This window comes from Denitromonas ohlonensis (genome assembly GCF_007625205.1).
Classification (GTDB): domain Bacteria; phylum Pseudomonadota; class Gammaproteobacteria; order Burkholderiales; family Rhodocyclaceae; genus Nitrogeniibacter; species Nitrogeniibacter ohlonensis.
In genome coordinates, this window is record NZ_VMNI01000007.1 from 530,381 (window position 1) to 550,552 (window position 20,172).

Annotated in this window: 22 protein-coding genes; 9 read left to right on the forward strand and 13 right to left on the reverse strand. The window is 61.1% G+C overall.

Features of this window, described 5'->3' with window-relative positions; all coding sequences use genetic code 11:
• Positions 1 to 83 precede the first annotated feature (83 nt).
• Positions 84 to 1,280 (forward strand): BaiN/RdsA family NAD(P)/FAD-dependent oxidoreductase, encoded by a 1,197-nt coding sequence (locus tag FHP89_RS09725; RefSeq protein WP_260851546.1) that lies wholly within the window; start codon positions 84 to 86, stop codon positions 1,278 to 1,280.
• A 1-nt stretch (position 1,281) separates the two neighbouring features.
• Here FHP89_RS09725 and FHP89_RS09730 read toward each other — a convergent pair whose 3' ends face one another.
• Positions 1,282 to 1,605, reverse strand: a complete 324-nt coding sequence (locus tag FHP89_RS09730) for a DUF3301 domain-containing protein (protein ID WP_144173631.1) — start codon at positions 1,603 to 1,605, stop codon at positions 1,282 to 1,284.
• A gap of 72 nt (positions 1,606 to 1,677) precedes the next feature.
• Here FHP89_RS09730 and FHP89_RS09735 point away from each other — a divergent pair, with 72 nt between their 5' ends.
• Positions 1,678 to 2,199, forward strand: coding sequence for a glycine cleavage system protein R (locus FHP89_RS09735; protein ID WP_144173633.1), 522 nt, complete (start codon positions 1,678 to 1,680; stop codon positions 2,197 to 2,199).
• A 48-nt stretch (positions 2,200 to 2,247) separates the two neighbouring features.
• On the opposite strand, the gene FHP89_RS09740 is transcribed toward FHP89_RS09735, so the two are convergent.
• Positions 2,248 to 2,610, reverse strand: a complete 363-nt coding sequence (locus tag FHP89_RS09740) for a nucleotide pyrophosphohydrolase (protein WP_144173635.1) — start codon at positions 2,608 to 2,610, stop codon at positions 2,248 to 2,250.
• 9 nt (positions 2,611 to 2,619) lie between these two features.
• On the reverse strand, positions 2,620 to 3,552 hold the full coding sequence (locus FHP89_RS09745) for a 23S rRNA (adenine(2030)-N(6))-methyltransferase RlmJ (protein ID WP_313792162.1): 933 nt from the start codon (positions 3,550 to 3,552) through the stop codon (positions 2,620 to 2,622).
• 109 nt (positions 3,553 to 3,661) lie between these two features.
• Between FHP89_RS09745 and FHP89_RS09750 the strand changes: the two genes are divergently transcribed.
• Entirely contained in the window at positions 3,662 to 4,213 is a 552-nt protein-coding gene (locus FHP89_RS09750) for a gamma carbonic anhydrase family protein (RefSeq protein ID WP_144173818.1), read from the forward strand.
• A gap of 134 nt (positions 4,214 to 4,347) precedes the next feature.
• Here the strand turns inward: FHP89_RS09750 and FHP89_RS09755 are convergent, their stop codons facing one another.
• Positions 4,348 to 5,229: a DMT family transporter gene (locus FHP89_RS09755; protein ID WP_222105348.1), complete on the reverse strand. Its 882-nt coding sequence runs from the start codon at positions 5,227 to 5,229 to the stop codon at positions 4,348 to 4,350.
• 159 nt (positions 5,230 to 5,388) lie between these two features.
• Here FHP89_RS09755 and FHP89_RS09760 point away from each other — a divergent pair, with 159 nt between their 5' ends.
• From FHP89_RS09760 to FHP89_RS09780, 5 genes are all read left to right on the forward strand, one after another.
• Positions 5,389 to 6,099, forward strand: coding sequence for an SIMPL domain-containing protein (locus FHP89_RS09760; RefSeq protein ID WP_144173639.1), 711 nt, complete (start codon positions 5,389 to 5,391; stop codon positions 6,097 to 6,099).
• A gap of 19 nt (positions 6,100 to 6,118) precedes the next feature.
• Entirely contained in the window at positions 6,119 to 6,436 is a 318-nt protein-coding gene (locus FHP89_RS09765; protein WP_144173641.1) for a hypothetical protein, read from the forward strand.
• Positions 6,433 to 6,870 (forward strand): D-aminoacyl-tRNA deacylase, encoded by a 438-nt coding sequence (dtd, locus tag FHP89_RS09770; RefSeq protein WP_144173643.1) that lies wholly within the window; start codon positions 6,433 to 6,435, stop codon positions 6,868 to 6,870. The genes FHP89_RS09765 and dtd overlap by 4 nt, the downstream gene beginning before the upstream one ends.
• An 81-nt stretch (positions 6,871 to 6,951) precedes the next feature.
• A complete protein-coding gene (locus FHP89_RS09775) occupies positions 6,952 to 7,443 on the forward strand; it encodes a C40 family peptidase (protein WP_260851548.1) in 492 nt (163 codons plus the stop codon).
• Between the two features lie 23 nt (positions 7,444 to 7,466).
• Positions 7,467 to 7,898: a CBS domain-containing protein gene (locus tag FHP89_RS09780; RefSeq protein ID WP_144173647.1), complete on the forward strand. Its 432-nt coding sequence runs from the start codon at positions 7,467 to 7,469 to the stop codon at positions 7,896 to 7,898.
• 28 nt (positions 7,899 to 7,926) lie between these two features.
• Here FHP89_RS09780 and ftsB read toward each other — a convergent pair whose 3' ends face one another.
• From ftsB to FHP89_RS09815, 7 genes are all read right to left on the reverse strand, one after another.
• Positions 7,927 to 8,202 (reverse strand): cell division protein FtsB, encoded by a 276-nt coding sequence (gene ftsB / locus FHP89_RS09785; protein WP_144173649.1) that lies wholly within the window; start codon positions 8,200 to 8,202, stop codon positions 7,927 to 7,929.
• 87 nt (positions 8,203 to 8,289) lie between these two features.
• Positions 8,290 to 9,579, reverse strand: coding sequence for a phosphopyruvate hydratase (gene eno / locus FHP89_RS09790; RefSeq protein ID WP_144173651.1), 1,290 nt, complete (start codon positions 9,577 to 9,579; stop codon positions 8,290 to 8,292).
• A gap of 48 nt (positions 9,580 to 9,627) precedes the next feature.
• Positions 9,628 to 10,464 carry a 3-deoxy-8-phosphooctulonate synthase gene (gene kdsA / locus FHP89_RS09795; protein ID WP_144173654.1) on the reverse strand — a complete coding sequence of 279 codons (837 nt, stop codon included), beginning with the start codon at positions 10,462 to 10,464 and terminating at the stop codon, positions 9,628 to 9,630.
• Positions 10,451 to 12,100 carry a CTP synthase gene (locus tag FHP89_RS09800; protein ID WP_144173656.1) on the reverse strand — a complete coding sequence of 550 codons (1,650 nt, stop codon included), beginning with the start codon at positions 12,098 to 12,100 and terminating at the stop codon, positions 10,451 to 10,453. The genes kdsA and FHP89_RS09800 overlap by 14 nt, the downstream gene beginning before the upstream one ends.
• Before the next feature lie 131 nt (positions 12,101 to 12,231).
• Entirely contained in the window at positions 12,232 to 12,786 is a 555-nt protein-coding gene (locus FHP89_RS09805) for an isochorismatase family protein (RefSeq protein WP_144173658.1), read from the reverse strand.
• A complete protein-coding gene (locus tag FHP89_RS09810; RefSeq protein WP_144173660.1) occupies positions 12,783 to 14,753 on the reverse strand; it encodes an acetoacetate--CoA ligase in 1,971 nt (656 codons plus the stop codon). The genes FHP89_RS09805 and FHP89_RS09810 overlap by 4 nt, the downstream gene beginning before the upstream one ends.
• A 40-nt stretch (positions 14,754 to 14,793) precedes the next feature.
• Positions 14,794 to 15,204 carry an acyl-CoA thioesterase gene (locus FHP89_RS09815; protein ID WP_144173663.1) on the reverse strand — a complete coding sequence of 137 codons (411 nt, stop codon included), beginning with the start codon at positions 15,202 to 15,204 and terminating at the stop codon, positions 14,794 to 14,796.
• 157 nt (positions 15,205 to 15,361) lie between these two features.
• Between FHP89_RS09815 and FHP89_RS09820 the strand changes: the two genes are divergently transcribed.
• Positions 15,362 to 16,999, forward strand: coding sequence for an electron transfer flavoprotein-ubiquinone oxidoreductase (locus FHP89_RS09820; protein ID WP_144173665.1), 1,638 nt, complete (start codon positions 15,362 to 15,364; stop codon positions 16,997 to 16,999).
• A gap of 69 nt (positions 17,000 to 17,068) precedes the next feature.
• On the opposite strand, the gene FHP89_RS09825 is transcribed toward FHP89_RS09820, so the two are convergent.
• Together FHP89_RS09825 and FHP89_RS09830 are read right to left on the reverse strand one after the other, a co-directional pair.
• The gene (locus tag FHP89_RS09825) at positions 17,069 to 19,678 is read right to left on the reverse strand and encodes a TRAP transporter permease (RefSeq protein ID WP_144173667.1); all 2,610 of its coding nucleotides are present in this window, start codon (positions 19,676 to 19,678) and stop codon (positions 17,069 to 17,071) included.
• A gap of 145 nt (positions 19,679 to 19,823) precedes the next feature.
• Positions 19,824 to 20,172: TAXI family TRAP transporter solute-binding subunit (locus tag FHP89_RS09830; protein WP_144173670.1), on the reverse strand; the 349-nt coding region annotated here is incomplete at its 5' end.

Consider the following 20,172-nt stretch of genomic DNA (forward strand, 5'->3'; position numbering starts at 1 on the left):
GTCGAAAGCGGTGGCCGCGGATTGCATCATGGGCGTCGCGTCGCTAAGCTTCGCCGCTTCCATCCTGACAAGGCGATATCCCGGTGAAACGCAGCTACGACGCCATCGTGATCGGCGCAGGTGCAGCAGGCATGATGTGCGCCGCGCGCGCTGCCCAGCGTGGCCGCCAAGTGCTCATCATCGATCACGCCACATCGCTGGCCGAGAAGATTCGAATCTCGGGGGGCGGACGCTGCAACTTTACCAATCGGGTGGTCGGCGCCAGCAATTTCCTCTCGCAGAATCCGCACTTTTGCCGCTCGGCGTTGGCGCGCTACAGCCCGCAGCATTTTATTGCGCTGGTTGAGCGCTACGGCATTCGCTATCACGAGAAGACGCTCGGGCAGTTGTTTTGCGATGACAGCAGCCAGCAGATCATCGACCTGCTGGTGCAAGAGTGTACGGACGGACAGGTCGATTGGGCGATGCCGGTCAAGGTCGATTCCGTCGGTCGTGCCGACAAGAATCGGTTTTTGGTGCGTACCGGTCATGGCGACTTCGACGCCGCAGCCCTGGTCGTGGCCACCGGCGGTCTCTCGATCCCGAAAATCGGCGCCACCGATCTGGGCTACCGCATCGCGACGCAGTTTGACCTCCCCGTGGTGTCGCCCCGCCCTGCCCTGGTGCCGCTGACGCTGGATTCGGAGACGCTGTCGGCACTCGCCCCGCTGGCGGGCGCCGCCTTCGATGTGGTCGCCCGTTGTGGTGATGGCGAATTTCGCGAGCGCGCCTTGATCACGCATCGCGGCCTCTCCGGCCCGGCAATTTTGCAGATCTCGAGCTACTGGCAATATGTTTGCGCCACCGGACACCCGGCGCCGGTTCGCCTCGATCTGCTCCCCGATGACGACGCCGTTGATTGGCTCGCCGAGCACGGCGACAGCAACGCACTGCTCGGAAATCTGCTGGGTGAGGTGCTACCCAAGCGTTTTGCCAAAGCCTGGTGCGAACTGCATGGCTGGGAGCGGCCCCTCAAGCAAATCGGGGCAAAAGAACGCAAGGCGATCGCCGAGGCGCTGGCCAACTGGTCTCTTGCCCCCTCGGGGACTCAAGGTTTCTCCAAGGCAGAGGTCACGCTAGGCGGCGTCGACACCCGCGCGCTGTCGTCGAAAACCCTGGGCGCACTGACGCAGCCTGGCCTCTACTTTATTGGTGAAGTGGTCGATGTCACCGGTCACCTTGGGGGGTACAACTTCCAGTGGGCGTGGTCATCGGCCGTTGCCGCAGGCGACGCGCTCTGAATTACTTGATCGCTTCGAGCACGCCCGCCATCTGCACCATTTCCACGTAGCGGCCAAGCATGACCACCGAGCCCGGGCGACGATTGTCGCCGGTGTCCGAGAACTCGAATCGATACACCCGCCTCAGTACCATCTGCCCGTTTGCGTTACGCGCAAAGCGTGTACGCTCGGTGGCGACGGTTTCATCCAGAAACTGAAAGCCTCGCAGTGAACACGCGGAGCGGGCGGACGTCAGCGCGGTCTCGCGTGCCTTTAGCGAATCCATCCAGTACCAGGCGACGCCACCCAATGCCAACAGCGGCAGAATGTCCCAAAGGGTGATCATTGCGCCCCCGCCGACAGCCGCGGCCGGCTTTCGCCTACAATCGACACATCATTTCGACAGGAGTGTTGCCTCATGCGTAACCTTGTTCTGACCGCTATCGGCGATGATCGCCCGGGTCTGGTTGAAGCCCTGTCCACCACCATCAGCGAGGCCGGCGGCAATTGGCTGGAATCATCGATGGCGCAACTTGCGGGCAAGTTTGCCGGAATTTTGCGTGTCACGGTCCCGGAAGACGCGGCCGATGGTTTGATTGCCGCGCTCACCGGCATGACCGCGCTCAAGGTCACGGTCACCAGTGCCACAGACACCCCCGCCGCTGAAACCGCGCGTCGTTTGCATCTGACCCTGGTTGGCCAGGATCGTCTTGGCATCGTACGCGAGGTGTCGCAAGTGCTCTTGCGACACGCCGTCAACGTTGAGGAGCTCAGCACGCTCACCTCGAGTGCGCCCATGTCGGGCGAGACCATGTTCCACGCCAAGGCGAGTCTGCAAGGCGGGCAGGATCTGGATGCCGCGGCATTGCAGTCGGACCTCGAAGCGTTGTCGAATGATTTGATCGTGGACATCACACTCGACGAAGTCGTCTGGGTCTGAATCTCGGCGCGGGGCCCGGACCAACGCGGCCCGGGCATTGGCTTTGGCTCATAGCTGGGTGTATTTATCGGCCCGGCCATGCGCCTTGTCGACCGGATAGCGCGACTCATTGATGGCCAGTTTGCGCTGCGCCGCATCGGCGAGATCGACCTCCAGCACGTCGGCGAGGCGCACCAGATACAGCAGCACATCCGCCAGTTCGAGCGCAACCTCCGCGCGATCAGCCGCCGGCAACGCCGCCGACGCTTCCGCGGTTCGCCACTGAAAATGCTCCACCACCTCCGCAGCCTCACCGATCAAGGCCATGGCGAGGTTTTTGGGTGTGTGAAACTGCCCCCAGTCGCGGGCCTCGGCAAAAGCACGAAGCGCGTCACGCAAGGCCAGTAGATCGCTGTGTTGAGCGGCGGCCATGTGATCTCCTCAGGTGCTGTGACTATCAAGCTGATACCGGGCAGGCGCGCCGGCACCCATGTGCTGACACAACCACGGCAAGGCTTCTGCTAATTGCTCAGCCAGTGTCCACGGTGGATTCAGAACAAACATACCGCTGCCGGTCATGCCCAGGCCATCGGCGGCGGGCGGTGCGACTTCAAGCGTCGCGTGCAGCCAGCTTTGTGTCGAGGCGCCCAGTTTGAGCAATTTCTTTGGCAGGCGGCGAGATTCGGGACGCCCGATAATCGGGTACCAGACCAGGAAGCACCCGGTTGGAAAGCGCTTGAGGCCGTCCTCCAGCGTCGCGATCAGCGTGTCGTAGTCCTGTTTGACTTCATAGGGCGGGTCGATCAGCACCACCGCTCGGCGCGTTGGCGGCGGCAGCAAGGCCTTGAGCGCGGCAAAGCCATCCGTCTTCTTTACCTGCGCCCGCCGGCCGACATGTGCAAAGTGCTTGTCAAGGGCGTCGAAGTCGGTCGGATGGAGTTCAAACAAGCGCAAACGATCGGTGTCGCGCAGCAGGCGTTGGGCAATGTCCGGCGAGCCTGGATAACTCGTCGGCAAACCGGTTTTGCCGAGGCATCCCACGGACTCAAGAAAACGCTGTACCGACTTCGGCCGCGGTTTGATCCCGGCAATTTTTCCAATACCGGTTTCAAACTCGCCCGTGCGCGCGGCAGGACCCTGGTCGAGCCGATAACTGCCGGGTCCGGCGTGGGTGTCGATGTACCAGTATGGTGCGGGTTTCTGGTTGAAGTAATCCAGCGTCAGCACCAGGGTCAAGTGCTTTAAGACGTCGGCATGATTGCCCGCATGGTACGCATGGCGATAACTGAGCATTGGCGCGCGATTCGCAAAAACCGGATGAGCCGGCATGCTATCACCGACACTGTCCAATCGCCTCTCAATGCCGCGTTTCAAACGGATTTTTCAGTTTGCAGTGCAGCATATGCTTGATATGATTGCCGTTTTTCTGACCGCCGAAAACCGGTCAACAGGCGCGCAGACGCCCGAGCAGAGAGGACGAAAAATGGCGATTTACGCACTGGATGATCGAATCCCGACCCTGGCTGCCGGCAGCTGGGTGGCCGACAATGCAACCGTGCTGGGTCGGGTCGTACTCGGCCGAAATGTCAGCATCTGGTACAACTCGGTGCTGCGCGGTGACAACGACCCCATCACCATCGGCGACAACTCCAATGTGCAGGATGGCTCGGTGCTGCATACCGACGACGGTGTGCCGCTGACCATCGGTGCCAATGTCACCATTGGCCACATGGCGATGTTGCATGGCTGTGAGATCGGGGACGGATCGTTGATCGGCATTAACGCCATCGTTCTCAATGGCGCCAAGATTGGTCGCGGTTGCCTGATTGGCGCCAACGCCCTGATCCCAGAAGGGCGCGAGATTCCGGATTATTCGCTGGTCGTTGGCTCGCCCGGGCGCATCATCCGCAGCCTCACCGAAGAAGAAGTGGCCGGATTGGTCGCCAGCGCGGAAAACTATGTACGCCACCTGTCCGAACACGCCAATGGCCTGCGCCGCATCGATACACCTTCCGCGGCCGGCCACGTTGCCTAAGGCGCCCGGGTTTAATCCAAGTCAAACCATCGGTTTTTGATTGCCTTTAAGGTTCAGGCGTCGGATGTCTCCGCGACATCCGCACTCCTCCAGGTAAGGGTTTTTTTAGCGCGCAGCGAAGTCTGCGCGCTTTTTTATTGGGCCGTCGAGCGAGGCACCGGCTGACCATAGCGCGCCAGCACAATAACCGCGGCGAGAATCACCATGCCGCCAACGACCTGAATACTGCTGATTTGCTCGCCCAGAAAAACCGCAGCCAGAACGGTGGTCACCACCGGTTCGAGCGTTGAGAGCGTAGCGGTATCCGCAGCGCCCAGACGCTGGATGCCGATGAACAGGCACACCATGGCAACCACAGTTGAAACACAGGCGATCGCCAGAATGGCCGCCCAACCCGACGTGCTCTGGGGAAGCTGCGGGCCATTGAAGGCCGCCATGACACAGAGCACCACCGCGGCCGAACTCATGACCACAGTGCTCGCCGCGACGGGGTCTTCCTGGCGCATCACGCGGTTTGCGGTCAGCAGATAGGCCGAATAGATCAGCGCTGCCGCTACGCCCAGCGCGATGCCCATGGGCTGCCCCGACACATCGGCGCCAATGACCAGGGCTGTCCCCACCAGCGCCGCAAGCACTGCCACTATCCGAACCTGCGTCAGCGCCTGTCCGAAAAAGACCGCGCTGAGTACGGTCACGATAAATGGATGCAGGTAGAGCAACAGCGCCACCAGGGCCGCGGACGCGAACTCGAGCGCTGAGAAAAAGCTGAAGGACTGTCCAACATAGCCGATGCCGCCCATGGCAGCGAGCAAGCCCAGGTTGAGCCCCCGCGGCCACACCCGGCGCTGCACGACAACCAGCGCAATCATGATCACGGCCGCGATCGAAAAGCGCAGGAGCAAGAGCGTCGCCACGTCCACGCCATCGAGGTAGGCGTACTTGGCGAAAATTGCCATGGCGCCGAAGCAAGTGGCCGACAGCGCCACGTAAAGGGCGCCCGCGCGATGAGGCGTCATGGGTTCTTCCATTGAGGTCAGGGCGCTGAATGATCCCGCGCCACCACACGGACGTCAATCGGTGTCCATGGGCTTGATTCACAATCGATTACACCCCCGCCCTGCCACTGCGCGCCCGCTTCCGGTATAAGGTGCCTACCCCTTACGGACGAGACTCTCATGACACGACCTGCTGCATGGATGCGCGCTGCCATGGCGCTGATCGCAATCGTCAGTCTGAACGCCCAGGCTGCCGAGCCGCTGCCGACGGTCGAGCTCTCGGCACAAGGCACGGCAACTGCCGCTAACGACCTTGCACGTGCCGATGCCTATTTCGAAGCCAGTGCCGATGATCCCGCTGCGGTCGCGCAAAAGGTGAATCAGGTCATGGCGGCGGCGCTGAAAACGGCCAAGCCCTACACCACGGTATCGGTCAAAACCGCGGGCACCTCGACCTGGCCGATCTACAGCAACGCCAGTGCAAGCAGCGCCGGCAAAGGCGGCCAGACCATCATCGGCTGGCGAATGCGCAGCAACCTGAGCCTCGAGAGCACCGACATCCCCGCACTGTCGCGCCTGATGGGCGAACTGCAAGCCACACTGGCCATCGGCAGTTTGCAGCTGATGCCCGCCCCCGCCACGGTGCTTGCGGCCAATGATGCCGCGACCCGGGATGCGCTCAAGGCGTTTGAAGCGCGCGCCAAGCTGGTCACTGACACCCTCGGTCGAAAGTACCGCCTCAAGTCACTGAATATCAACGATCACGGCGGCCCTGCCCCGGTGTATCGAGGCCGGGCCATGGCCTCGATGGCCGCCGCGCCCGCCCCTATTGAAGCCGGAGACAGCACCATCACGGTGCAAGTCAACGGCACCATTGAACTCATCGACTAAGCCTGACATGTCCTTCTCCATGCCACGAATTGCACTACTTCTTGTTGGGGTACTTACCCTCGGTTCCACCGCGGCCGGCATTGCTGGCTATGCCGACCTGGCAAACGCCGAGCGTCAGGCGCGTTTTGTCTGCCACGACGGTGAGCGTTTTTCGGTGGCCATTCATGACGACCACGTGCGCTTCCGCTCGGGGACCGGAATCTTCACGCTAATGCGAACCAGCGAGGGCGATTTTCAGAACCCCGATATCGCCCTGAGCATTCATCACGACCGCAGCCAACTCCGCCGCGCCGGCGAGGCAATCAAGACCTGTCAGCAGTCGCAAAACGCGGTGTGATCGCACTCATACAGCGTGTCACGCATGCCGAGGTCGTGGTTGAGGGCGAGTGCGTCGGCCGCATCGACGCCGGCCTGCTGGCGCTGATCGGCATCGAGCCCAAGGACGATTTGACGAACGTCGCGCGCATGGCTCAGCGGCTGCTCGGCTACCGTGTGTTCCAGGACGCCGACGATCGCATGAACCTCTCCGTTCGCGATGTGGATGGTGGTTTGCTGCTGGTGCCGCAATTCACCCTCGCCGCGGATACTCGAAAAGGCACACGACCCGGGTTCAGCACCGCCGCCCCGCCCGATCAGGCCGCGCGTTTGTTTGACGCGCTGGTGACCGAAGCCCGACGCCAGCACGCCGTGGTGGAAACCGGTCGCTTCGGTGCCGAAATGCATGTGAGCCTGACCAATCACGGACCGGTGACCTTCCGTCTGGACGCCTGAGCGAGCTTGCTCTAAGCTGGTGCCACCCCGTTGCCTGGAGGCGCCGTGAATCGTTCGGCCATATTTGCAGCAGTCGCCGCAGTGCTTGTGCTTCACGGCTGTTCGACCGTCGTTTCGACGCCGCCCACGGCGCGTACCGTGCCGGGGCAGATCATTGATCAAGCCCCGCAGGTACAACTCAACAACCCCGCCGATGCCGAGCAAATCGTCCTGTTTTCCTATGGATTGCTCGGGACCGGGTATCGATTCGGGGGCCGCAACCCCGAGGCGGGCCTCGACTGTAGCGGCATGGTCAGCTATGTCGTCGAACAAGTCAGCGGCGTACGCCTGCCGCACAACGCCGCGCGAATTGCCGCTCAGACCCGCGTCATTGCGACAGACAGCCTTCAGCCGGGCGATCTGGTGTTCTTCAATACGCAGAACCGGCCCTACTCGCACATGGGCATTTATCTTGGCGACGGCAAATTCATCCATGCCCCAAGCAGCAAGGGCAAGGTTCGGGTCGAAAAAATGAACAACCGCTACTTCGCGCAACGCTTTGACGGCGCCCGCAGTTTGTTTTCGGACGGATAACCCCCCACCCAAAGGAGCATCCCATGCCACAACGCAGCATTCAGCATGTCATCGCGGGACAACAGGTCGTGACGGCGTCAGAAGAAATGACGGTGACCGAAGCCGCTCAGATCATGTCAAAAGCCCGCATCGGCGCTATTCTGGTTGTCGAGAAAGGGGTACTGGTCGGCATTTTTACCGAGCGTGATGCGCTGAACCGCGTGCTTGCCAAGGGGCTGGATCCGACGGTGACGTCCTTGGCGCAGGTCATGACGGCCAAGCCCATGACCGTCAGCCCCGCGCTGCCGTTGGGGCACGCCTTGCACATGATGTACGACGGGGGGTTTCGGCATGTGCCGGTGGTCGACAAAGGGCGGCCGATCGGCGTGGTGTCCGCGCGCGACGCGCTGGGCGACGAGCAATGCAACTTTGAGCGCGAACTGCTTCAGCGCGAAGACATCAACGAAATTCTCTGACCCGGCGTCGAGCCGCGAGCGTTGCGGCTCAGCGCTTCTGCGGCACCTGAACAAAAATCTCGTCAGGCTTGGTCAGCCCAAGCTCGAAACGCGCACGTTCTTCAATGGCTTCAGTGCCGGTCTTCAGGTCGCGGATCTCCGCGTCCAGGCCGGCATTGCGTTGTTCAAGCTTATGGTTCAACGCCTGCTGCTCAGTCAGTTGCCGCTCCGCTTCCCAAACGCGAAACCACCCGCCCTTGCCAAACCATAGGGGGTACTGCAGTGCCAACATGAGTAGGAGCAGGATCAGGACAGGCCAGCGCATGGGATGGATATCGGGCCAGTCGCAAAACCGGCCCGATCATTCCTGTCTTACCGTTTACGCTGCCGAAGGCGGGCGCTCATCGGCGGATCAACGACGACGCAGGTTGTAGAACGCGCCGAGCCCCGGATAGGTCGCGGTATCGCCCAGATCCTCTTCGATCCGCAGCAGCTGGTTGTACTTGGAGATCCGATCGGAACGCGACAGCGAACCGGTCTTGATCTGCATGGCGTTCAGACCCACCGCGATATCGGCAATGGTGCTGTCTTCGGTTTCACCCGAGCGGTGCGAAATCACCGAGGTGTAGCCCGCACGCTTGGCCATTTCGACCGCCGCGAAGGTTTCGGACAGCGTACCGATCTGGTTGATCTTGATGAGGATGGAGTTGGCCACGCCTTCCTCGATGCCACGCGCCAGAATCTTGGTGTTGGTCACGAAGCAGTCGTCACCCACCAGTTGCACTTTCTTGCCCAGACGCTCGGTCAGCAGCTTCCAGCCGGCCCAGTCGTTCTCGGCCATGCCATCTTCGATGGACACGATCGGGAAACGATCCACCAGGGTGGCGAGGTAGTCGGTAAAGCCGTCGGCGCTGAGGGTCAGGCCCTCACCGGACAGCATGTACTGACCATCCTTGTAGAACTCGCTGGCGGCACAATCGAGCGCCAGCAGCACATCGGTGCCCGGCTCGTAGCCGGCGGCGGAGATGGCTTCCTGAATCAGGTTGAGCGCTTCTTCGGTGCCAGCAACGTTAGGCGCAAAACCGCCCTCGTCACCCACGGTGGTGGGGTAGCCGCGCTTGTCGGTGATCTTCTTCAGATGATGGAAGATCTCGGCACCACAGCGCAGCGCTTCGCGGAAGCTGCCCATGGACACCGGCATGATCATGCATTCCTGGATGTCCAGCGAATTGTTGGCATGCGCGCCACCGTTGATCACGTTCATCATCGGCACCGGCAGACTCATCGGGCCGGAGCCGCCGAAATAGCGATACAGCGGCAGGCCGGCTTCTTCAGCAGCGGCCTTGGCCACGGCCATCGACACGGCCAGCGTGGCGTTGGCGCCGAGGCGCGATTTGTTTTCGGTGCCGTCCAGGTCGATCAGGGTGCGATCGATAAATGCCTGCTCTTCGGCATCCAGGCCGATCAGCGCTTCGGAGATTTCGGTATTGACGTTCTCAACCGCCTGCAGCACGCCCTTGCCCAGATAGCGGGCGGCGTCGCCGTCACGCAGTTCGATGGCTTCGCGTGCGCCGGTCGAGGCGCCCGACGGCACCGCCGCGCGGCCCATGATGCCCGACTCAAGCAGCACATCGGCTTCAACGGTGGGGTTGCCGCGCGAATCCAGTACCTCGCGGGCGATGATGTCAACAATCGCACTCATAACAGTCCTCTCAAGCTTCAGATTTCTAGATCAATGGTTGTTCTTGGGTCAGGCCTGCTCAAGGAAGCCGGCCTTTTTCACCAGGGCGTCGATATCACGCAGCGTGGTGAGAAGCGCTTTCATCTTGGGCAGCGGCCAGGCATTGGGGCCGTCCGACATGGCGGTTTCAGGGGTGGGGTGCGTTTCCATGAACAGACCCGCGACACCTGTGGCCATCGCTGCACGTGCCAGCACGGGTACGAACTCGCGCTGACCGCCCGAGACCGTGCCCTGCCCGCCCGGCAACTGCACCGAATGCGTCGCGTCGTAAACCACCGGACAACCGGTCTCGCGCATGATCGCCAGCGAGCGCATGTCTGAGACGAGATTGTTGTAGCCAAAGGACGCGCCGCGTTCGCACACCATGATGGAGTCGGCACCGCCATTGGCGGCCTTGGCCTTGTCGACCACGTTCTTCATGTCGCCCGGCGCCAGAAACTGCCCCTTCTTGATGTTCACCGGCTTGCCGCAGGTGGCCACGGCTTCGATGAAATCGGTCTGGCGACACAGGAAGGCCGGCGTTTGCAGCACGTCGACCACAGCGGCGACGGCAGCGATCTCGTCGATGCTGTGCACATCGGTCAGCACCGGTACGCCAACGGTCTCGCGAACCTCGGCGAGAATCTCAAGGCCTTTTGCCATGCCCGGTCCGCGGAAGGATTTGCCCGAGCTGCGGTTGGCTTTGTCGAAGGACGACTTGTAGATGAACGGAATGCCGAGCTCGGCGCAGATGGCCTTGAGCTCGGTGGCCGTCTCCAGCGCCAGTTCACGCGACTCGATCACGCAGGGACCGGCAATCAGGAAAAACGGCCGGTCGATGCCGACTTCGAAATCACACAGTTTCATCAATCTTCTCCTTCGGCTCGCTGGCGGCCATGGCCGCTTGGACGAAGGCGGTGAACAGCGGGTGGCCGTGACGCGGATTGGAGGTGAACTCGGGGTGGAACTGGCAACCGACGAACCACGGATGATCCGGCAGCTCGATCATTTCGCACAGATCGGTGGCGGGGGCGCGTCCGGAGACTTTCAGACCCGCTTTTTCGAGCTTGCTCAACAAGGTGTTGTTCACCTCGTAGCGATGACGATGGCGCTCCATTACATCGGTGCGTCCATACACTTCACGCGCCAGCGAGCCTTCGGTCAGGTGGCACACCTGGCCGCCGAGGCGCATGGTGCCGCCCAGATCGGACGCGTTGTCGCGCCGCTCCATCTGGCCGCTGCGGTCGAGCCATTCGGTGATCAGTCCAATCACCGGGTGCTTGGTCTTGTCATCAAATTCGGTGCTGTGTGCGTCGTCCATACCGGCCACGTGGCGGGCGTATTCGACCACCGCCAACTGCATGCCCAGGCAGATGCCCAGATATGGCACCTTGTTCTCGCGGGCGTAACGAATCGCCAGAATTTTGCCTTCCGTGCCGCGCTTGCCGAAACCGCCGGGCACCAGAATGGCGTCCATCTTGGTCAGCACGCCGACGCCATCGGTTTCGATGATTTCGGAGTCGATGTAATGAATGTTGACCTTGCTGCGCGTGTGCAGGCCGGCGTGGTTGATCGCCTCGATCAGCGATTTGTACGACTCGGTGAGATCGACGTATTTGCCCACAAAGGCAATATCGACTTCGCGCTGAGGGTTTTCAAGCGCAAAAATCAGCCGCTCCCAAACCGACAGATCGGCTGCACGGGCCAGAATACCCAGCTTGTGGCAAACGATCTCGTCGAGCATCTGGTCGTGCAACAGACCCGGAATCTTGTAGATCGACGAGGCGTCGAGCGCTTCGATGACCGCTTCGGGCATCACATTGCAGAACAGCGCGATCTTGCGGCGCTCGTCGGCCGGGATAGAGCGGTCGGCGCGGCACAGCAGGATGTCGGGCTGAATGCCGATTTCGCGCAACTCCTTGACGGAGTGCTGCGTCGGTTTGGTTTTCAGCTCGCCGGCGGTCGGGATGTAAGGCAGCAACGTGAGATGGATGAAGCAGGTGCCGTTACGGCCCTCTTCGATGCCCATCTGGCGAATCGCCTCGAGAAATGGCAGGGACTCGATGTCACCGACTGTACCGCCGACCTCGATGATCGCCACGTCAGCGCCTTCGGCGCCGCGCTTGATGAAGGTTTTGATCTCATCGGTGATGTGCGGAATGACCTGCACCGTTTTGCCTAGGTACTCGCCACGACGCTCTTTCTTGATCACGGTCTCGTAGATCTGGCCCGTGGTGAAGTTGTTGCGCCTGGACATCTTGGCGCTGGTGAAGCGCTCATAGTGACCAAGATCAAGATCGGTTTCGGCCCCGTCTTCGGTCACGAACACTTCGCCGTGTTGAAACGGGCTCATGGTGCCGGGGTCGACGTTGATGTAGGGGTCGAGCTTAAGGTGGGTAACCTTGATGGAGCGGGACTCAAGGATGGCGCCCAGCGAGGCGGCAGCGATGCCTTTACCTAGCGAGGAAACGACACCGCCCGTTACGAAGACGTACTTTGTCATGGAAATAGCAACTGCGGGAAAGCGCAATGATAGCCGAAAAGGCGGCGTGCTCAAACCAGCCGTGCAGTGCTTTTTTCAGGTTTTGAAGTCGCCGATGGCGGGCCGGCCTCTGGCCGCCCCGTCCGCCGGGTTCAACGAATGAAATTCTGATTGATCGACCGAAAAACATCGGTGCCAGCGCGCTCCAGCCACTCGAAAGCGACCATCTCCCGCGAGACGATCTCGATGCCGTGCGAGCGCATGCGTGCAATGGCCAGCGCCTTGTCACGCGCCTGACGCGAGCCAACGCCCTCCTCCACCACAAACACCGCCTTGCCAGCCGCCTTCAGATCCAGAACGGTTTGCAGGACGCACACATGCGCCTCCGTGCCGCACACCACCACTTGCGGACGATCGGCCACGGCGGTGTCGGCCAGTCGGGATTCGCTGTGGCTGGAGAAGCAGATTTTTTCCACGCGCGGCACACCATCGGCCTCGGCCAGAATCTCCGGTGCGCTCGATCCAAGGCCACGCGGATACTGCTCGGTGATTACGGTGGGCACGCTCAGCTGGCGGGCAATCTGCATCAGCCAGACAGTGTGCGCCATGACTTCGGCGCCCTGATCAATGGCCGGCAACAAGCGCGCCTGCAGGTCGATGACCAACAAGGATGAACTCGCTGCCTGAATCCGCGGCGACGGGCTCATTGCTCGAGCTCCTTGCGGCCGCGGTAGAAGTTGAGCGCGTCGGGGTTGGCCAGCGCTTCGACGTTCTTGACCGGCCGACCATGAACCACGTTGCGCACGGCCAACTCGACGATCTTTCCGCTGCGTGTGCGCGGGATGTCATCGACCGCCACCACTTGAGCCGGCACATGGCGCGGCGTGGTGTTGGCGCGGATGGTCTGCTTGATCTTCTTGATGAGTGCTTCATCGAGCACGATGCCCTCGCGCAGTTTGACGAAGAGCACGACGCGCACGTCGTTCTCCCAGTCTTGCCCGATCACGATCGACTCGAGAATCTCGTCCAGTTTTTCGACCTGACGGTAGATCTCCGCGGTGCCGATTCGCACACCGCCGGGGTTCAGCGTGGCATCCGAGCGGCCGTGGATGATCAGGCCGCCGTGCTCGGTGACCTCGCAGAAATCGCCATGACACCAGATGTTGTCGAAGCGCTCGAAATAGGCCGCGTGGTACTTGGCATTGTCCGGGTCATTCCAGAAGCCGATCGGCATCACCGGGAAGGGCTTGGTGCACACCAGTTCGCCCTTGTCGCCGCGCACCGGCTTGCCCTCGTCGTCAAACACCTCGATCGCCATGCCGAGACCCTTGCACTGAATCTCGCCACGCCACACCGGCAGCACCGGATTGCCCAGCACAAAGCAGGAGAGGATGTCGGTGCCGCCCGAAATCGATGACAGGCACACATCGCTCTTGATGGCTTCGTATACATAGTCAAAACCCTCGGGCACCAGCGGGCTACCGGTCGACATGATGGCGCGTACGGTGTCGAGCTTGTGGGTGTCTTTCGGGCGACGACCCAGCTTGGCCAGATGGTCGATGAACTTGGCCGAGGTGCCAAAGTGCGTCATGTGCTCGGCGTCAGCGTAGTCGAACAGGATGTCGCCTTCGTCAACAAACGGCGAGCCATCAAACAGCAGCAGCGTTGCCTCCACCGCCAGGCCCGACACCAGCCAGTTCCACATCATCCAGCCGCAGGTGGTGAAGTAGAACACGCGGTCGCCGGGTTTCACGTCACTGTGCAGGCGATGCTCCTTGATGTGCTGGAGCAAGGCGCCACCAGCGCAATGCACGATGCACTTGGGCACGCCGGTGGTGCCGGACGAATACATGATGTACAGCGGGTGATCAAACGGCAGCTGGGCGAATTCGATCTCGGTGACGGCCAGATGCGGCTTCAGGAACGCGCCCCAACTGCGTGCGTGAGCGATGCCGTCAAGCACCGGCTCGGCCTTGAGATAGGGCACCACCACCACACGCTTGAGCGACGGCAGCCCGGCGACGATGGTCGCCACCTTGTCGTGGCAGTCGACCGCCTTGCCGTTGTAGTAATAGCCATCAACGGTAATCAGCACTTTCGGCTCGGTCTGACCGAAGCGATCGAGCACGCCTTGCTCGCCGAAGTCGGGGGAAGCGGAGGTAAAGATGGCGCCAATGCTCGACGCGGCGAGCATGGCCACGATGGTCTGGGGCATGTTGGGCATGTAGGCGGCCACACGGTCGCCCGGGGCAATGCCCATCTCACGCAAGGCGGCGGCAAAGTGGGCAACCTCGCGATACAGCTCGCCCCAGGTGTAGCGCAACTTGACCTTGTCTTCGCCCCAGAACACCAGCGCTTCGCCACCGTCACGACGGCGCAGCAGGTTCTGCGCGTAATTCAAGCGGGCCTCGGGAAACCAGCGCGCGCCGGGCATGCGGTCGCCATCCACCAGCACGGTGGCGCCCTGCTCGCCGACGACCTCGCCAAACGACCAGACGGATTGCCAGAACTGCTCCGGCTGATCCACCGACCACGCATGAAGCGCCTCGAAATTGCCTAGATTCAACCCCCAGCGCGCGTTGGCATGCGCGCGGAACGCCGTCATCTGGCTACCGGAAATTCGCTCGGCGCTCGGCGTCCACAAAGGTTGATCAAGGTTGCGCGCTTCACTCATGGCTGTCTCCTATGCTTATATTTAATGCGTTTGATTATAGTTAATTTTCAAACTGCTTTCGTAGACTCTCGGGGAGTGGTACCGATTTTCCAGTCAAATGGTTCATCCACACAACCTTTGCGCTGCCCTCGGCGTACACGGTGTCTTCCCCTTCGACGCTGATTTCATACCAGTTCATCAGGCTGCTTCGCCCCGGCGCACCCGCGTACAAACGAACAATCACCGTCGCCGGATATGTCACGGGGGTCATGAAGGTGCACGCGGCATTGATGATGACCGGCCCATCGCTCTGATCAAGCGACACCATGACCCCCCCCTGCTCCAGCCATTCGACCCGCGCCTGTTCGCAATAGCGAAAATAGATGGTGTTGTTGACATGACCATAGGCGTCCATGTCGCCCCAACGGACCGGGATGCGGCAGGTGTGCAGCAAAATGCGTTGTTCTGTCATAGGGCTCTCCTGTGGGTGTACTCTTCTCATTTGGCTGACGGATGGAGTAACATACGGCAGCGTATGTTCAAAACACCACGATTTTGCAAGAAAAACGCGTCCCTGCCTACCGGTAGTGCGTGAAACGAAAAACAAAGACTGACCATAGGAGAACGCAATGGAACGAGAATCCATGGAGTTCGACATTCTCGTCGTCGGCGGTGGGCCGGCCGGATTGTCGGCAGCCATCCGGCTCAAGCAACTGGCCACCGAGAGCGGCAAGGAAGTCTCTGTCTGCCTGATCGAAAAGGCGGCTGAAATTGGCGCGCACACGCTGTCTGGCGCCGTGCTCGATACGCGCGCGCTCGATGAATTGCTGCCCGACTGGAAAGCCATGGGCGCGCCGATCACCACCGAGGTGACCGAAGACCGCTTCATGATGCTGTCCGAATCCGGCGCCCGCCAACTGCCCAACGCCCTGCTGCCCGACTGCTTCCTCAATCATGGTAACTATATTGTCCGTTTGGGCAATGTCGTCAAGTGGATGGGCGAGCAAGCCGAAGCCCTGGGCGTTGAGGTTTATCCCGGCTTTGCTGGCGCCGAAATCCTGTATGACGAAAACGGTGCCGTCAAAGGCGTGGTGACTGGCGACATGGGCGTGGGCCGCGATGGCGAGCCCGGTCCGAACTATCAGCCCGGCATGGAACTGCATGCCAAGTACACCTTCTTTGCCGAAGGCGTTCGCGGCCACCTGGGCAAGGCCCTCGAGGCGCGTTTTGACCTGCGCAAAAACGCCGACCCGCAAACCTACGGCATCGGTATCAAAGAGCTATGGGAAATCGACCCGGCCAAGCACAAACCCGGCATGGTCATGCACACCGCCGGCTGGCCGCTCGACAACCACACCTACGGCGGCTCCTTCATGTATCACCTGGAGGACAACCTGGTCGCGGTCGGCTTCGTGGTGGGCCTCAACTACAGCAACCCGCACCTGTCGCCCTATGAAGAATTCCAGCGCTACAAGCTGCACCCGGATGTCCGCGGTTTCCTCGAGGGCGGCAAGCGTCTGTCCTATGGCGCCCGCGCCATAGCGGCCGGTGGCCTGCAGTCACTACCTGAGCTGGTCTTCCCGGGCGGCGCCCTGATCGGTTGCGACGCGGGCTTCCTGAATGCCGCCCGCATCAAGGGCACGCACAGCGCGATCAAGTCCGGCATGCTGGCGGCCGAAGCCGCCTTCGCGGCGCTGGGCACCGAACGCGAGCGCGACACGCTGACCGCCTACCCCGAGGCCTTCAAGGACAGCTGGCTCTACACCGAGCTGCGCAAGACCCGTAACTTCAAGGCCTACATGAGCAAGGGCCTGTGGATGGGCTCGATTCTGTTCGGCATCGATCAGCGCCTCTTCGGCGGCAAGACACCCTGGACCCTGCACAACACCGCAGACCACGGCAAGCTCAAGCCGGCTGCGGAGTGCACACCGATCAACTACCCGAAGCCCGATGGCGTTCTCACCTTTGATCGCCTGTCGTCCGTCTTCTTGTCGAACACCAACCACGAAGAAGAGCAGCCCTGTCATTTGCAACTGAAGGACCCGCGCGTCGCAATTGACACCAATCTCGCGATCTATGACGCGCCTGAGCAGCGTTATTGCCCGGCTGGTGTGTACGAAATCATTCGTGAAGGCGATACACCGCGACTGCAGATCAACGCGCAAAACTGCGTGCATTGCAAGACTTGCGATATCAAGGACCCGACCCAGAATATCAACTGGGTGACGCCGCAAGGCGGTGAAGGCCCTATCTACCAGGGTATGTAAGCGGTTTGAGCCGTAATAAAATGGGGCGCCCGACAGGCGCCCCATTTTATTGGTGCTGACAATACTGCCTTATGCCGCCACGGCGTGCGGATCCAGGTGCTTGGCGCGACGACGTTGAATCATCACGATCAGGCCCAGAATAATGAATGCGGGCAGGAATATCCATTCTTTGGCGGGCCGTTCATTCGGCAACTCCACCGCGGAAATCTTGAAGCCCTGCTCGATACCCAGCTTCTCGGCCTGAGATCCGAACTGGACACCGACAACCTGGATGTCCTCACCAAACGGAACCACTTGAACACCGGCTGCGGCAAAACGCGCCTTGGCGGTATCAGCCTTAGGCCCGAGGGGTAGCAGCACACCCTTCTTCACTTCGTCGCCGTCGATATTCATGCCCTCGATGAACAGTCGCAGACGACCGTTGTCAGGAACCGCGTTGACTGCTTCGACCGCTGCATTTCCGTGCAGGCGCTCGTAAGGCGGGAACACCTCATCCATGATGAAGCCCGGACGGAACAGCACGAAGGTCAGCGCGATCAGCACGCCAGACTCCCAGTACTTGCTGCGGGTCATGAACCATCCCTGCGTGGCAGCGGCAAATATCAGACTCGCCACCGTGGCACTGAACAAGGTCAGTATCAGGTGGAACGGGCCTTCAATATCGATCAACAACAACTGGGTGTTGAAGATGAACATGAAGGGCAGCACCGCGGTCCGGATCGAGTAGGTGAAAGCCGTGATACCCGTCTTGATCGGATCGGTCAGCGCGATACCTGCCGCCGCGTAGGACGCGAGCCCCACGGGTGGGGTCACGTCGGCCATCAGACCAAAATAGAACACGAACAAGTGCACCGCGATCAGCGGAACGAGGAGTCCGTTCTGCGCACCGACTTCAACAATCACCGGCGCCATCAGAGTGGACACGATGATGTAGTTGGCGGTCGTCGGCAGACCCATACCCAGAATCAGGCAGATGAAGGCCACCATGAACAGCATGATCACGATATTGCCGCCCGAGAGCGTCTCGACCAGTTCGGTCATCACCAAGCCCACGCCGGTGAGCGTCACCGTACCCACGATCACGCCTGCGGCTGCTGTCGCGATACCGATGCCGATCATGTTGCGTGCGCCGGTCACCAGACCATCGAGCAGGTCCTGAAAGCCACGGCGGACCTCTACGGCCGGACTGCTGACACCGCGGAAGAATGCGGTGATCGGGCGTTGCGTCACCAGAATGAAGCACAGGAACATCGTCGCCCAGAAGGCCGATAGCGCCGGCGAGAGCTGCTCGACCATGAGGTTCCAGATCAGCGCGGCTACCGGCAATAGATAGTGCAAGCCGGATTTGAGCGTCGGACCCACATCGGGAAGACTCTCGATCGGGTCGTTCGGGTCATCCATGTGCAGTTCGGGATACTTCGTCGCCAGTTTGAGCAGTGCTATGTAGGCGATGGACATCAGAATCGCGATGATGACGATCGACCCGTCCGGCGCCACGGTCTTGATCCAGCCCAGTCCCCAGTACACGATGCCGGCGAGAATCACCAACCCGGACATGGTCATGGTGAAGCTGATCAGACTTTGCTGCCATGGCTTCGGGTTCTGACGCGGAATCCCTTGCAGGTTCGCCTTCATCGCCTCCAGGTGTACGATGTAGAACAGTGCGATATACGAGATCAGCGCTGGCACGATGGCGTGCTTGAGCACCTGCACATAGGGAATGCCGACGTATTCCACCATCAGGAAGGCGGCGGCGCCCATCACTGGCGGCATGATCTGACCGTTGACCGAGCCGGCCACTTCCACGGCGGCCGCTTTGTCGGCGCGATAGCCGATGCGCTTCATCAGCGGGATCGTAAAGGTGCCGGTTGTCACCACGTTGGCAATGGACGAACCGGAAATCACGCCGGTTGCCGCCGAGGCCACCACCGCCGCTTTGGCGGGGCCGCCACGCAGGTGGCCGAGCAGGCCGACTGCGCTCTTGATGAAGTAGTTGCCCGCGCCGGCGGTTTCGAGCAATGCGCCAAACAACACAAAGAGAAAGATGAAGCCGGAGGAAACCCCGAGCGCCACACCAAACACACCCTCAGTCGTCAGCCACAAATGGCTCATGCCCTTGCCCAGCGACGCGCCCTTGTGCGCAATCATGTCGGGCATGTGCGGGCCGGCGAAGATGTAGATGATGAACACGATGGCGAGAATCACCATCGGCAAGCCGAGTGCGCGACGCGCCGCTTCGAGCAGCAGCACCATGCCTGTGACAGCGACCACCAGATCGTAATCCGTGGGGCTGCCCGGGCGCTCTGACAATTGCGAGTAGAACAAGAACAGGTAGGCCGCACAAAACGCGCCGACCGCCGCAAGCAGCCAGTCGACGGCGGGTATGAATTCCCGTGGCGACCGCTTGAATGCGGGATAAGCCATGAAGGCGAGGAACACCGAAAAGGCCAGGTGGATCGCGCGGGACTCCGTGTCGTTAAACACGAAAATGCCGAAAGTGAAGGGAAGCGGCGATGCGATCCACAACTGGAACAAAGACCACGCGAGCGCGATCAACATCATTGCCTGGGCAACGGCCCCGGTGGGTTTACGTCCGCCAGTATCGGCTTCAGCGACGATCTGCTTGAGTTCTTCGTCGGTGAGCTGGTGATGCTCTTGTGTCTTTTTGACGCCAGCCATGACCTCGTCTCCGTGCGTTTTTGCGGTTGATCGGGTAAGGGGGAGCCCTTATCGCACAAACGTATGTATTAGTACACCGCCAGGCCCGCTCCTGCAACGGTGTTAATCACGTCGGCCGGCATTGCACCGGCCGACGCGGGGCGGATTACATCCAGCCCTTTTCCTTGTAGTACTTGATGGCACCTTCATGCAGCGGAGCCGACAGACCGTTCTTGATCATCTGCTCCTGCTTCAGGTTGGCAAAGGCCGGGTGCAGCTTCTTGAAGTCGTCGAGGTTCTCGAACACCGACTTGACCAGTTCATACACCACCTCGGGCGAGGTCTTGGTCGAGCTCACGAAGCTGGCCACCACGCCGTAGGTCGGGGTCGGCTCGGGGTTGCCGGCATACAGGCCACCGGGGATTTCAACCTTGGCGTAGAACGGCGCGTCGGCCACCAGCTTGTCGATCGCCGGACCGGTCAGCGGCACCAGCTTGGCGCCGCAGGTGGTGGTC